This window comes from Pseudomonas sp. Z3-8 (genome assembly GCF_051131975.1).
Lineage (GTDB): Bacteria > Pseudomonadota > Gammaproteobacteria > Pseudomonadales > Pseudomonadaceae > Aquipseudomonas.
The window spans coordinates 2,421,686-2,435,873 of record NZ_CP071643.1 but is presented as its reverse complement, the minus strand read 5'-3'; the positions used below and the strand labels follow the sequence as shown (position 1 = coordinate 2,435,873).

The 14,188-nt window shown below is 61.5% G+C and carries 12 protein-coding genes; 8 read left to right on the top strand and 4 right to left on the bottom strand.

All coding sequences use genetic code 11. The features are described 5' to 3' along the window. Positions 1-14: 14 nt before the first annotated feature. Complete coding sequence (locus J3P94_RS11350) at positions 15-2,306, bottom strand: fatty acid cis/trans isomerase (RefSeq protein ID WP_434573408.1); 2,292 nt, start codon at positions 2,304-2,306, stop codon at positions 15-17. A gap of 155 nt (positions 2,307-2,461) precedes the next feature. Between J3P94_RS11350 and metH the strand changes: the two genes are divergently transcribed. From metH to J3P94_RS11330, 4 genes are all read left to right on the top strand, one after another. Then, positions 2,462-6,172, top strand: a complete 3,711-nt coding sequence (gene metH, locus J3P94_RS11345; RefSeq protein ID WP_434573406.1) for a methionine synthase — start codon at positions 2,462-2,464, stop codon at positions 6,170-6,172. Positions 6,173-6,269: 97 nt separating this feature from the next. Further along, positions 6,270-6,488, top strand: coding sequence for a DUF2970 domain-containing protein (locus J3P94_RS11340; RefSeq protein ID WP_024781254.1), 219 nt, complete (start codon positions 6,270-6,272; stop codon positions 6,486-6,488). 546 nt (positions 6,489-7,034) lie between these two features. Next, positions 7,035-8,693: a nitrite/sulfite reductase gene (locus tag J3P94_RS11335; protein WP_434573404.1), complete on the top strand. Its 1,659-nt coding sequence runs from the start codon at positions 7,035-7,037 to the stop codon at positions 8,691-8,693. After that, the gene (locus J3P94_RS11330; protein ID WP_305500286.1) at positions 8,677-9,171 is read left to right on the top strand and encodes a DUF934 domain-containing protein; all 495 of its coding nucleotides are present in this window, start codon (positions 8,677-8,679) and stop codon (positions 9,169-9,171) included. Before J3P94_RS11335 ends, J3P94_RS11330 begins: the two co-directional genes overlap by 17 nt. Positions 9,172-9,365: 194 nt before the next feature. On the opposite strand, the gene sohB is transcribed toward J3P94_RS11330, so the two are convergent. Beyond that, positions 9,366-10,397 (bottom strand): protease SohB, encoded by a 1,032-nt coding sequence (gene sohB / locus J3P94_RS11325; protein ID WP_305500284.1) that lies wholly within the window; start codon positions 10,395-10,397, stop codon positions 9,366-9,368. Between the two features lie 226 nt (positions 10,398-10,623). Here sohB and J3P94_RS11320 point away from each other — a divergent pair, with 226 nt between their 5' ends. The 3 genes from J3P94_RS11320 (at position 10,624) to J3P94_RS11310 (ending at position 12,718) form a co-directional block, all read left to right on the top strand. After that, a complete protein-coding gene (locus J3P94_RS11320; RefSeq protein WP_434573402.1) occupies positions 10,624-11,334 on the top strand; it encodes a histidine phosphatase family protein in 711 nt (236 codons plus the stop codon). Positions 11,335-11,386: 52 nt separating this feature from the next. Continuing rightward, positions 11,387-11,704, top strand: a complete 318-nt coding sequence (locus J3P94_RS11315) for an SCP2 sterol-binding domain-containing protein (protein ID WP_434573401.1) — start codon at positions 11,387-11,389, stop codon at positions 11,702-11,704. 150 nt (positions 11,705-11,854) lie between these two features. Further along, a complete protein-coding gene (locus J3P94_RS11310; RefSeq protein ID WP_434574153.1) occupies positions 11,855-12,718 on the top strand; it encodes a LysR family transcriptional regulator in 864 nt (287 codons plus the stop codon). Between the two features lie 113 nt (positions 12,719-12,831). Here the strand turns inward: J3P94_RS11310 and J3P94_RS11305 are convergent, their stop codons facing one another. After that, a complete protein-coding gene (locus tag J3P94_RS11305) occupies positions 12,832-13,065 on the bottom strand; it encodes a YdcH family protein (protein WP_434573399.1) in 234 nt (77 codons plus the stop codon). A 217-nt stretch (positions 13,066-13,282) separates the two neighbouring features. Here J3P94_RS11305 and J3P94_RS11300 point away from each other — a divergent pair, with 217 nt between their 5' ends. Beyond that, complete coding sequence (locus J3P94_RS11300) at positions 13,283-13,804, top strand: DUF4142 domain-containing protein (protein ID WP_434573397.1); 522 nt, start codon at positions 13,283-13,285, stop codon at positions 13,802-13,804. Positions 13,805-13,855: 51 nt separating this feature from the next. On the opposite strand, the gene J3P94_RS11295 is transcribed toward J3P94_RS11300, so the two are convergent. Then, positions 13,856-14,122: a hypothetical protein gene (locus J3P94_RS11295; protein ID WP_434573395.1), complete on the bottom strand. Its 267-nt coding sequence runs from the start codon at positions 14,120-14,122 to the stop codon at positions 13,856-13,858. Positions 14,123-14,188 lie beyond the last annotated feature (66 nt).

Sequence of the window (14,188 nt, the reverse complement as noted above, 5' to 3'; positions counted from 1 at the left end):
GTCGGCTACTTTGCTCAGAGGTTCTGATAACGATTCATGTCCAGCACGCCCGCTTCCATGGGGTCGGTTTGCTCGATGTAGCGGCTCAGATCGTGGAAATACCGCCAGAACTGCGGATGACTGCGGCGAATCCCCCAGCGCTCGACGATTCGCTCGAAAGCCGCCGCATCCGGCGCGTTCTCCATGGCATCGACAAACGCCGGCACTTGCCCCGCCGGGATATCGAAAATGAAATTCGGATAGCTGCTGAGCACACCCGGATAAACGGTCAGGGTGTCCAGCCCTGGCTGGTAGCGCAGCGCTTCACCCAGCAGGAACGCCACGTTGCTGTGGGCGCGGTTGCGCAGCAGGCTGTAGACCTCGCGCCGACCGTCCAGGGTTTCGACGCGTAGCATCGTCGCTTCCGGCAGTTGGTCGATGACCCTGAGACCCGCCGCCGGACGCGACACCAGGCGACTCAAAGCCTGCTCGGCATCCTGCAGCGCCGGGTCGATGTTGGGGCGCGAGCAATACGCTCCCGCACAACGGTTGATCGGGTCGGGGCGCGCGTTCAGCTCGCCATAGCGAAGCAGCAACTGCCGGGCGAAGTCGCGCTTGGGGTCTGCTTCGTCGAGCTTGAGCGCAGTCGGCTTGTCGTCGTCGATGGCCTCGTAATCCAGCCACATCTTGAATTTCCCACCGGCCTGGTACCAGTCGTCGAGGTAACCTTCGCGGGAATCGGCCGGCATCAGGCGCAGGAAATTCTGTTCCGCGCCGTTGCGGATCAGGTCGAAATACAGCCGGGTCTGGGCCTGGTGGGAGACATTGCCGAACACGTCGAAATTCACCGCCAGTTGATAATAGGTGCGCTCCAGCAGCGGGAAATCGAACAGCCACAGCGTCTGCGGCACCTCGCCAATCAGGCCCTTGGTGACCGCGGCGCTGTCGAAATGCCGGAAGATGCTCAGCAGCGCATTGTCATTTCCCGCCCACAGCGTCGACCAGCCCGGAGCCGGGAGCTCGGCGTAGCTGTCGCGGCGCAGGGCTTCGTACGCGTTGCGCTTGTCACGGTAATCGAGCCACAGGCTGACGACGCTGCCGACGTCATCGTTCTGGCCCGGCATCGCCAGCAACGGCGTCGCCCGGCCGCGATAGTTGGGGTCGGTGATGTACAAGTCGTGCTCGGGTGCCTGGAACAACGCCCAGAAGTTATCGCGAATGACGTCCGTGGCGATCTGGCCCCGGCACACCGGGCCACGGATGAACGTGCGCACGAAATACTCGGCGTTATTGAGCATGAACTGATAGCGGGCCTGGGCCGGAATCGCCTCGAAGGTGGAAAACGGATTGGCCCGACGCTCCGGCCCGTAGCCCGGCAATGAGCTGACCTGCCAGTTACCGCTGTAAAACAGACTCTTGATCCGCGCCATCTTCGCCGCGCTCAAGCCGTAAGTGATGTGGGTCTTGTGGACGATCACCCCCTGCACCGGCCAGAGCCGGTAATAGATGCGGGTGCCGGGGTCGTCATTCGGACGGCGAGTGTTGATCAGGTCGATCGGCTGGCCGGTCGGCGTGCGCGAGCGCACCCACTGGAAGAAATGCCCCGGCTCGCCGCCCTTGAAATAGATGTGGGCCAAGAAGAGGTGCTCGAACAGCCAGCGACCGACCAGGCTTTCCCGGGCGCCGGGGGCATTGAGCAGGTTTTCCCACTGCACCACCTGCAAGGCTTCGGCGGCGCTTGGCGCCAGGGCCTGCTGGTCGATGGGCGCGCCGGCGGCCAGCCAGCGCTGTAGCGTCTGGTATTGCTGGTCGGTCAGGCCGGTAACGGCCAGCGGCATGCCTTCCCTGGGGTGCGCGCCGGCATATTCCGCGAACTGGCCTGGCATCGGGCAGCTGTTGTTGCGGTTGAGCCCGAGGAGGATGGCTTCCGGCAGCTTGGCGTTGGGCTGCAAGGGCGTGTTGTGTCCCAGTTCGAGCATTTGCGCCATCAGTGCCGCCTGGCTGCCCTGGGCATCGATGACCGAGTAAAAGCCCTTGCGCTGCCAGGCCCGTTGGCCGGAGGCATCATAGAACAGGCGGGTCGGGTCGGCGGCCTGGCGGCGCTCGCCGTCGTACACCGGCAGCTTGCTCGCCCCCCGCAGCGCACCTTCGCCGCTGCCCAGGTTCAACTGGCAGGCGGAGTCGTAGCAGGCATGGCAGGCCACGCACTTTTCCGTGAAGATCGGCTGGATGTCACGAGTGTAGGAGATCGCGGGAGCGGGATTCTCGGCGGCTGCGCTAGAAGACAACAGCAGCAACAGACTGCCGAACAAGACGCGGTACGGCATGTCTCGGGTTCCTGGAAAATTATCCGGCGATTCTACCGGGCCAGCATGGCCTTGCAAACATGAGCGATATTCATGCAAAAGCCCTGCATGATCAAATCCCGCACAGGTTTGCTATCATTCCGGCCTTCGTAATGGTCTTTTTTCCAGGTAGTCCTATGTCTGATCGCAGCGCTCGCCTTTATCTTCTCCAGCAAGCCCTCAAGGAACGCATCCTGATCCTCGACGGCGGCATGGGCACGATGATCCAGAGCTACAAGCTGGAAGAGCAGGACTACCGTGGCAAACGCTTCGCCGACTGGCCGAGCGACGTCAAGGGCAACAACGACTTGCTCGTGCTGACCCGCCCCGACGTGATTGGCGCTATCGAAAAGGCCTACCTGGATGCCGGCGCCGACATCCTCGAAACCAACACCTTCAACGCCACCCAAGTGTCCCAGGCCGACTACGGCATGCAGGGGCTGGCCTACGAGCTGAACCTGGAAGGCGCGCGCCTGGCCCGCAAGGTGGCCGACGCCAAGACCCTCGAAACCCCGGACAAGCCGCGCTTCGTCGCCGGCGTGCTCGGCCCGACCAGCCGCACCTGCTCGCTGTCGCCGGATGTGAACAACCCCGGCTACCGCAACGTGACCTTCGACGAGTTGGTGGAGAACTACACCGAAGCCACCAAGGGCCTGATCGAAGGCGGCGCAGACCTGATCCTGATCGAGACCATTTTCGACACGCTCAATGCCAAGGCCGCGATCTTCGCCGTGCAAGGCGTCTATGAAGAGCTGGGCATCGAGTTGCCGATCATGATTTCTGGCACCATCACCGACGCCTCCGGCCGCACCCTCTCCGGCCAGACCACCGAAGCCTTCTGGAACTCGGTGGCCCACGCCAAGCCGATCTCCGTCGGCCTGAACTGCGCCCTCGGTGCCAGCGAACTGCGCCCGTACCTGGAAGAACTGTCGAACAAGGCCAGCACCCATGTGTCGGCGCACCCCAACGCCGGCCTGCCCAACGAATTCGGCGAATACGACGAGCTGCCGGTGGACACCGCCAAGGTCATTGAAGAATTCGCCCAGAGCGGCTTCCTCAATATCGTCGGGGGTTGCTGCGGCACCACCCCGGCGCACATCGAAGCTATCGCCAAGGCCGTCGCTGGCTATGCTCCACGGCAGATTCCCGAGATTCCCCGGGCGTGCCGCCTGTCGGGCCTGGAACCGTTCACCATCGATCGCAGCTCGTTGTTCGTCAACGTCGGCGAGCGGACCAACATCACCGGCTCCGCCAAGTTCGCCCGGCTGATCCGCGAAGACAACTACACCGAAGCCCTGGAAGTGGCGCTGCAACAGGTCGAGGCCGGCGCCCAGGTGATCGATATCAATATGGACGAGGGCATGCTCGATTCGAAGAAGGCCATGGTGACCTTCCTCAATCTGATCGCCGGCGAACCGGACATCTCCCGCGTGCCGATCATGATCGACTCTTCCAAGTGGGAAGTCATCGAAGCGGGCCTCAAGTGCATCCAGGGCAAGGGCATCGTCAACTCCATCAGCATGAAGGAAGGCGTCGAGCAGTTCATCCATCACGCCAAGCTGTGCAAGCGCTACGGCGCCGCCGTGGTGGTGATGGCCTTCGACGAAGCCGGCCAGGCCGACACCGAGGCGCGCAAGAAGGAAATCTGCAAGCGCTCCTACGATATCCTGGTCAACGAGGTTGGCTTCCCGCCGGAAGACATCATCTTCGACCCGAACATCTTCGCCGTCGCCACCGGTATCGAAGAGCACAACAACTATGCCGTGGATTTCATCAACGCCTGCGCCTACATCCGCGACGAACTGCCCTACGCGCTGACCTCCGGTGGCGTGTCCAACGTGTCGTTCTCGTTCCGTGGCAACAACCCGGTGCGCGAGGCGATCCACTCGGTGTTCCTGCTGCATGCGATCCGCGCGGGCCTGACCATGGGCATCGTCAACGCCGGCCAACTGGAGATCTACGACCAGATCCCGGTGGAACTGCGCGACGCGGTGGAAGACGTGATCCTCAACCGTACACCCGAAGGCACCGACGCCCTCCTCGCGATCGCCGACAAGTACAAGGGCGACGGCAGTGTCAAGGAAGCGGAAACCGAAGAATGGCGCGGCTGGGAAGTGAACAAGCGCCTGGAGCACGCGCTGGTCAAGGGCATCACCACCCACATCGTCGAGGACACCGAGGAATCGCGCCTGTCCTTCGCCCGCCCGATCGAAGTGATCGAAGGCCCGCTGATGGCCGGCATGAACATCGTCGGCGACCTGTTTGGCGCCGGCAAGATGTTCCTGCCCCAGGTGGTCAAGTCCGCCCGCGTGATGAAGCAGGCCGTGGCGCACCTGATTCCGTTCATCGAAGCGGAAAAAGGCGACAAGCCAGAGGCCAAGGGCAAGATCCTGATGGCCACGGTCAAGGGCGACGTCCACGACATCGGCAAGAACATCGTCGGCGTGGTGCTGGGGTGCAACGGCTACGACGTGGTCGACCTCGGCGTGATGGTGCCGGCGGAGAAAATCCTTCAGGTGGCCAAAGATGAGAAGTGCGACATCATCGGCCTGTCCGGCCTGATCACACCGTCCCTGGATGAAATGGTGCATGTGGCGCGGGAGATGCAGCGCCAGGACTTCCACCTGCCGCTGATGATCGGTGGCGCCACGACCTCCAAGGCCCATACCGCCGTGAAGATCGAACCCAAGTACAGCAATGATGCAGTGATTTACGTCACCGACGCCTCCCGCGCCGTGGGCGTGGCGACGCAGTTGCTGTCCAAGGAGCTCAAGCCGGCGTTTGTCGAGAAGACCCGCCTGGACTACATAGACGTGCGCGAGCGCACCTCCAACCGCAGCGCCCGCACCGAGCGCCTGAGCTACCCGGCGGCGGTGGCGAAGAAGCCGCAGTTCGACTGGAGCAGCTACCAGCCGGTCAAGCCGACTTTCACCGGCGCACGGGTGCTGGACGATATCGACCTGAACGTCCTGGCCGAGTACATCGACTGGACGCCGTTTTTCATTTCCTGGGACCTGGCCGGCAAATACCCGCGCATCCTCACCGACGCAGTGGTCGGCGAAGCGGCCACCGCGCTGTACGCCGATGCCCGGGCGATGCTGCGCAAGCTGATCGACGAGAAACTCATCAGCGCCCGTGCCGTGTTCGGCTTCTGGCCGGCCAACCAAGTGCATGACGACGACCTGGAAGTCTATGGCGACGACGGCAAGCCACTGGCGCGCCTGCATCACCTGCGCCAGCAGATCATCAAGACCGACGGCAAGCCGAACTTCTCCCTGGCCGACTTCGTCGCACCCAAGGACAGCGGCGTGACCGACTATGTCGGTGGCTTCATCACCACCGCCGGCATCGGTGCCGAAGAAGTCGCCAAGGCCTACCAGAACGCCGGCGACGACTACAACTCGATCATGGTCAAGGCCCTGGCCGACCGATTGGCCGAAGCTTGCGCCGAATGGCTGCACCAGCAGGTGCGCAAGGAGTATTGGGGCTATGCCAAGGATGAGCGCCTGGACAACGAGGCGCTGATCAAGGAGCAATACACCGGCATCCGCCCTGCCCCCGGTTACCCGGCCTGCCCGGATCACACCGAGAAAGCCACCCTGTTCCGCCTGCTCGACCCCGAGGCCAGCGAACTGAAAGCCGGACGCAGCGGCGTGTTCCTCACCGAACACTACGCGATGTTCCCGGCGGCGGCGGTCAGCGGCTGGTACTTCGCCCATCCCCAGGCGCAGTATTTCGCCGTGGGCAAGATCGACAAGGACCAGGTCCAGAGCTACACCGCGCGCAAGGGCCAGGACCTGAGCGTGACCGAGCGCTGGCTGGCGCCGAACCTGGGCTACGACAACTGATCAGGCGCCTCTGAAAAGATCGCAGCCGAGGCTGCGCTGCGATCTTTTCCCCGGGGTTGTCTATGCTTGTCCCAAACCCATGGCAGACGAGGGATTTATGGACGATCCAGTCGACAACAAGCCGCCGACCCTGTTGCAGATGATGCACAGCGTGCTGGCCGCCGCTTTCGGCGTGCAGAGCGGCAAGAACCGCGCCCGGGATTTCACCCACGGCAAGCCGAGTCACTTCGTGATACTGGGAATCGCGTTCACGGTGATCTTCGCCTTGACCCTGTTCGGCATCGTCAAGCTGGTGGTGCATCTGGCGGGGTTGTAACGCCCTTCAACATCACACACATACCCTTGTGGGAGCGAGCCCGCTCGCGAAAACGATAGTCCAGTCGATGATCATGTCGACTGACACATCGCTTTCGCGAGCAGGCTCGCTCCCACAATGGGTTATGCGTGGATTGGGAGGTTATTGATGACTGACCCAGAACACCGCCGTGCCCACCACCAGGATAATCAGGAACAGAATGGCCCAGGCATCAACGGTACTGTCGCTTTTCCTTGCTTTGGTCGGATTACTCATTGCATCGCCTCTTGTCGGTTTTGTAGGTGATTGCATAGGGACTCGACCACAGTTAAGACGATGATTGCCCGTACGACAAATGTGGGTTAGCCAATAATCGAAGGCATTAGTCGATTTGGTTCTTTACATATACTCAAACATCACTTTTGCGCATAACTCAAAACAGGTATCTTGCACCGGCTCCTCTAGGAGTGCGCGGCCGTGCGCGCAGAATTGCCGAGGCAGAACCCGATTTCAGCGAGCCAACCTGCAGCTGTTTCTGATCGGCCCAAGCCTGAGAACGAGACTTATATGTACGTATATGACGAGTACGATCAGCGGATCATCGAGGACCGCGTCAAGCAGTTCCGTGATCAGACCCGACGCTATCTGGCAGGCGAGCTGAGCGAAGAAGAATTCCGCCCTCTGCGCTTGCAGAATGGCCTGTATATCCAGCGCTTCGCCCCGATGCTGCGCGTGGCGGTGCCTTATGGCCAACTGACCTCGCGCCAGGTGCGCAAGCTGGCCCAGATTGCCCGCGACTATGACAAGGGCTATGCCCATATCAGTACCCGGCAGAACGTCCAGTACAACTGGCCTGCCCTGGAAGACGTGCCCGAGATCCTGGCGGAACTGGCCACCGTGCAGATGCACGCGATCCAGACCAGCGGCAACTGCCTGCGCAACGTGACCACCGACCAGTTTGCCGGCGTCGCGGCCGACGAACTGATCGACCCGCGCCCATGGTGCGAGATCGTTCGCCAATGGACCACGTTCCACCCGGAATTCGCCTACCTGCCGCGCAAGTTCAAGATCGCCATCAATGGCTCGACCTCGGACCGCGCGGCCATCGAAGTCCATGACATCGGCCTCGAAGCGGTCTACAACGCCGCCGGCGAGCTGGGCTTCCGCGTGCTGGTGGGCGGCGGCCTGGGCCGTACGCCGGTGGTCGGCGCGTTCATCAACGAGTTCCTGCCATGGCAGGACCTGCTGAGCTACCTCGACGCCATCCTGCGGGTGTACAACCGCTACGGGCGTCGCGACAACAAATACAAGGCGCGGATCAAGATCCTGGTCAAGGCCCTGACGCCTGAAGTGTTCGCCGAAAAGGTCGAGGCCGAAATGGTCCACCTGCGTGGCGGCCAGACCACCCTGACCGAAGCCGAAGTCCATCGCGTGGCCAAGCATTTCGTCGACCCGGCCTACAAGGCGCTGGACAACCAGGACGCCGAACTGGCCGCCCTCGACAAGGAACACCCGGGCTTCGCGCGCTGGCGGACACGCAACACCCTCAAGCACAAGAAACCGGGCTACGTCGCGGTGACCCTGTCGCTGAAGCCGACCGGTGTCGCACCGGGCGATATCACCGACAAGCAGATGGACGCCGTGGCCGACCTGGCCGACCGCTACAGCTTTGGCCAGTTGCGCACGTCCCACGAGCAGAACATCATCCTGGCGGACGTTGAACAGAGCCAGTTGTTCACCCTTTGGGGCGAGCTGCGCGAGCAAGGCTTCGCCACGCCGAACATCGGCCTGCTGACCGACATGATCTGCTGCCCGGGCGGGGATTTCTGCTCGCTGGCGAATGCCAAATCGATTCCGATCGCCGAATCGATCCAGCGCCGCTTCGACGACCTCGACTACCTGTTCGACATCGGCGAGCTGGACCTGAACATTTCCGGCTGCATGAATGCCTGCGGTCACCACCACGTCGGTCACATCGGCATCCTCGGCGTGGACAAGAAAGGCGAGGAGTTCTACCAGGTTTCCCTCGGCGGCAGCGGCAGCCGCGACGCCAGCCTGGGCAAGATCCTCGGCCCGTCGTTTGCACAGGACGACATGCCGGATGTGATCGAGAAGCTGATCGACGTGTACATCGAACAACGTACCGAAGACGAGCGTTTCATCGACACTTATCAACGTATCGGCATCGACCTCTTCAAGGAACGCGTCTATGCAGCGAATCATTAAGAACAACGAGGTCATCGACGAAACCTGGCACTTGCTGCCCAAGGACGCGACCTTCGATGGCATTTCCAACTGCGACGACCTGATCGTGCCCCTCGCCCTTTGGCGCGACCATGCCCATGCGCTCAAAGCCCGTGATGGCGGCCTGGGCGTGTGGCTGGATGCCGACGAAGAAGCGGAAGAAATCGGCGATGACGCCAATCAGCTCCAAGTCATTGCACTGAACTTCCCGGCCTTCACCGACGGGCGCAGCTACTCCAACGCGCGCCTGTTGCGCGAACGGTATGGCTTCAAGGGCGAATTGCGCGCCATTGGCGATGTGCTGCGCGACCAGTTGTTCTACATGCGCCGCTGCGGTTTTGACGCCTTCGCCCTGCGTGCCGACAAAGACCCCTATGAAGCCCTCGAAAGCCTCAAGGACTTTTCGGTGACCTACCAGGCGGCCACTGACGAACCGTTGCCACTGTTTCGCCGCCGCTGATAGTTGAAGTATGAAAAAGCCCTGATCCGGGTGTACCGGGTCAGGGCTTTTTCATTGGTCTCGACTCGAAACCATTGTGGGAGCGAGCCTGCTCGCGAAAGCGGTGGATCAGCTGGCATCCATGGCGAATGCACCGCCGTCTTCGCGAGCAGGCTCGCTCCCACAGGGGACAATGTTGGTGCGACTTCAGTGGATTACCAGAACCGCTGCTGCGTCAGGCGGCTCCACCAGCTCAGCAGCACCCGGTCCACCGAACCGCTGGCCGCCATGCCGATGCGCTCCTGCAGGCTTTTGCGTTCGGCATAGTGCAGGTGATAGAGCTCGGCACCCTTGGCCCGTTCGGCCAGGTATTCATCGCTGGTCTTGAGCTCGTCCACCAGGCGTTTCTCCAGCGCGGCGACACCGAGCCAGACCTCGCCGGTTGCCACTTCATCGATAGCCAGCTGCGGGCGGTAGTTGGACACGAAGTTCTTGAACAATTCATGGGTGATGTCCAGGTCTTCCTGGAATTTTTCCCGGCCCTTCTCGGTATTCTCACCAAACACCGTCAATGTGCGTTTGTACTCGCCGGCGGTCAGCACTTCGAAATCAATGTCGTGTTTCTTCAGCAGGCGATTGACGTTGGGCAACTGGGCCACGACGCCGATGGAGCCGAGGATTGCGAACGGGGCGCTGATGATCTTCTCGCCGATGCACGCCATCATGTAGCCGCCGCTGGCTGCAACCTTGTCGATGCACACCGTCAGCGGCACGCCGGCCTGGCGGATCCGCGCCAGTTGCGACGAGGCCAGGCCGTAGCTGTGGACCATGCCGCCACCGCTTTCCAGGCGCAGGACCACTTCGTCCTTCGGGGTCGCCAGGGTCAGCAGCGCGGTAATTTCGTGACGCAGGCTCTCGGTGGCGGAAGCCTTGATATCGCCATCAAAGTCCAGCACGAACACCCGGGGCTTGGCCGCCGGTTTGTCTTTCTGTTTCTTCCCGGCCTTCTCGGCCTTGCCTTCGCTCTTGCGCAGCGCCTTGAGCTGGTCCTTGTCCAGCAGCGTCTGCTCCAGACGCTCACGCAAGCCCTTGTAGAAATCGTTGAGCTTGCTGACTTGCAACTGCCCGGCCGACTTGCGCCGTCCCTTGCTGCGCAACGCAGCAAAACTGGCCATGACCACCAGAATGGCGATCACCAGCGTCACCGTCTTGGCCAGAAAACCGGCGTATTCGACAAAAAACTCCACAGCGACTCCTTAAATGCAATGCGCCACTGAACGCAGGCGCGTAACGGTCCCAGCATACCCATGCGCCTGCCCCGCTGCCAGCCATGAAACCTGCTGTTACCGTAACGCGAGTGAGTCCGGACGGGCCTGTAACGGTCATTTCAAACGAGCGTATGTTTTTTCGTTGACAGCCCTCCGCCATCCTCATAACCTCGCCAAACCTTCAACGTACCGGGATGACGCGGACGTGGGCAGCATTTATCTGATACGACATGGCCAGGCCTCCTTTGGTGCGGATGACTACGATGTCCTTTCGCCCAATGGCATACGCCAGGCCCAAGTGCTCGGCGGCCACCTGGCGGAGCTCGGCATCGTGTTCGATCGCTGCCTCTCGGGCGACCTGCGTCGCCAGCAGGACACCGCTATCGGCACGCTGGGCGCGATGTCCGCTGTCGGGCTGCCGGTTCCCGAGGTGGAAATCGACGCGGCGTTCAACGAATTCGATGCCGACGCGGTGATCCGCGCGCTGCTCCCGGACATGCTGCCCCAGGAGCCCGAAGCGCTGCATATCCTGCGCAACGCGGCGCAGAACCGCGGAGAGTTCCAGCGCATTTTTGCCTTGATCGTCGAACGCTGGCTCAGCGGCCAGTATGACCCGCCCGGGCTGGAGAGCTGGCTGGGCTTTGTCGAGCGGGTCCAGGCCGGCCTGCACCGCATCCTAGAAAAGGCCGACAAGACCCACAAGATCGCCGTGTTCACCTCCGGCGGGACCATCACCGCCCTGCTTCACCTGATCACCCAGATACCTGCCCGGCAAGCTTTCGAGCTGAACTGGCAGATCGTCAACACCTCGCTCAACCAACTGAAATTCAGAGGCCGCGAGGTGGCCCTGGCTTCCTTCAACAGTCATGCGCATCTGCAACTGCTGAAGACCCCGGACCTCATCACCTTCCGCTGAGGCCGGATTACTTGCAGACCCTTGCTGTACCACTCAAATAAGGATCGAAACAATGACCTCCGTAGCCGACGCCGTAAAAGCCATGCAAGCCAAGTTCAACCCAGCCGCCGCTGCCGGCCTGGACCTGGTATTTGGTTTCAATATCACTGACGAAGACAAGCAGTACGCCCTGATCGTCAAGGATGGCACCTGCGACATCCAGGAAGGCGCGAACCCCGACGCCAACTGCACGCTGGTCCTGGATAGCCAAACCCTCAAGGACATCGTCAGCGGCGAAACCGACGGCATGCAAGCCTTCATGGGCGGCAAGCTGCGCGTTGAAGGCGACATGATGCTGTCGATGAAACTGTCCGAGCTGTTCCCGTCCTGAGATCGGGTCGCGCCCTGGCTGTAACCAGATCCCGCCCTTGTGGCGGGATTTTTGTTTTTCGCGAGCAGGCTCGCTCCCACAGGGATGTGGATGGTATCGGATAGCTGGGCCAGCTCTTACAATGCCCGCTCCACCCGCTTCGGCCCGACCATGGACATCGACCTCGCCCGTACCTTCCTGGAAATCGTCCGCCACGGCAGCCTCGCCGCTGCGACGCAAAAACTGCACGTCACCCAGACGGCGATAACCGCCCGGGTCCAGAAGCTCGAAAGCCAGCTCGGCTGCGCGCTGTTCGTGCGTAACCGTGCCGGTGCGCGACTGACCGCCGATGGCGAAGCCTTCGTGGTCTACGCCAACCAGCTCGTACAGACGTGGGAGGCCGCCCGCCGGGACCTGCCGTTGCCCGAGGGTTATCGCAACGTCTTGCATCTCGGTGGCGAGGTCAGTTTGTGCAATCCCCTGATGCTTGCCTGGGCGGGGGAGCTGCGCCAAAAAATCCCCGGCCATGCCCTGCGCATGGACATCCGCGACGGTGAAAAACTCTTGCAGCAACTGGAGCTGGGTCTGCTGGATGCGGCGGTGGTCTATCAGCCCGAGTACTGGCCGCGATTGCAGGTGGAGCAGTTGCTGGAGGAAAAACTCATCCTGGTGCGCCTGGCCGCTCGCCCCGAGCCCTACGTGTACATCGACTGGAGCGCGGACTTCCGGCGCCAGCACGACACGGCGCTTCCGGACAAGGCCAAGGCCGCCGTGACCTTCAATCTCGGTCCACTGGCGCTGCAATATATTCTGGAAAACGGCGGTAGCGGCTACTTCCGCACCCGGGTCGTGCAGAGCTACCTGGACAGCGGCATTCTGGAGCGGGTGCCCAAGGCGCCGGAGTTCAACTACCCGACCTACCTGGTGTATTCCAGGGACCGCGATTCGGCGGCATTGCAGCAGGCGTTCGAGGTGCTGCGGGGGATCGTCAAGGCTGGCAGTGACTGGTCCCAGCGTTGGGATCCGCTGGGCTGAGAGATCAGGATGGGGCCGCTTCGCGGCCCAGCGGGAGCAAGCTCCCTCGCCACACAAGCGCTTACTGTCAGAAGGCCCTTTGCAGAACAAAGGGCCCGTACAACCTGGTTGGACTACGCCCGCATCAATTCGGCGATCTTGTCCTTGGTCTGCAAGCGTTCTTTCTTGAGTGTCTCCAAAGCAGGATCGGACAGCGTGACGGGCGGCTTCTCGGCATTCACGACCTCGGCGTCGATTCGCGCATACTTCTTGAGCAATTCGTCGAGCGTCGGATCCTCGCTACGCTTCTGCTGGATGTGGTCTTTTGTGCAATCAAGATCCTGGCAAAGATCATGGGACACCGGCATGGAGCACCTCCTTTGGTTGGTTCGGTGGCGAGTGCTTTTCATGGCACTGCCTGTCACCAGCATGGCCTTGCCGGTCGGCTTCTGTCGACCGCCAATCCGACCAGCGGTGACCGTTCGTCGTGCCGCGCCGCGCTCCGATCAAACCTTCGGCCCCTTCCCGCTCTCCATTGAACAGTGACCACAAGAACACTCGTACAACCTGTGTGGAGACTTACCTATGGACAGATTTACCCTGCGTCAACTCGGCCTTGCAGTTGCCCTGAGTACCAGCATGGGCATGGCATGGGCCGCGACGTCCAACGACTTTGTCGATAACGCGGCGGCCAACGGCATAGCGGAAATCGAAACCAGCAAACTGGCGCTGCAAAAAAGCCAATCGGCGGACATCAAGGAGTTCGCCAACAAGATGATCACCGACCACACCAAAGCCAACGAAGAGCTGAAGGCGCTGGCGCAAAAACACGACATCGAAGTACCGGATGACACCACGCTGATGAAAAAGGCCAAGGCCAAGATTCTCGATGTGCGTGACGAGTCCTTCGATCCAGCCTTCGCCAATAACCAGGTGATGGCCCATGAAGAAACCATCGCCCTGTTCAAGAAGGAAGCCGAGACCGTCACCGACGACAAGAAGCCCGGCAATACCGAACTCAAGGCGTTTGCCCAGAAAATGCTGCCCGACCTGCAGCACCACCTGGAAATGGCCAAGAAGCTCCAGGCCGCGCATCCTAGTAAATAACTCAAAGCAATGCATGAAAAAGCCCGACTATCGAGTCGGGCTTTTTGTTGGCTAGCTGTCGGCGGTATCGATGTCGGCGTCGGTCTTGTCGCCGGGGCCAGGTCGATCCGGCTCTGGCTTGAAGCCAGGGCTGTAGGTGTTGTCGTTGTCCTGGTGATGTTGTTTCTGATCGACCTCGCTGGCAGCGCTGTGAGCCTGGTGCGTTCCAGCCGGACCGGCGGGCGGGTTGCCCGGCGCTTGGGGATCGACGGCCGGATCGTTACGCGAAGACTGGGTCTGCGTCTGGCCTTGTTGCTGGGTATTTGCAGGATCGCTCATTGGACACCTCGTTCATGACAGGGCCGGTTCAATCGACGGCCTTGGTTATTCGAAGGTGGCAAGGCG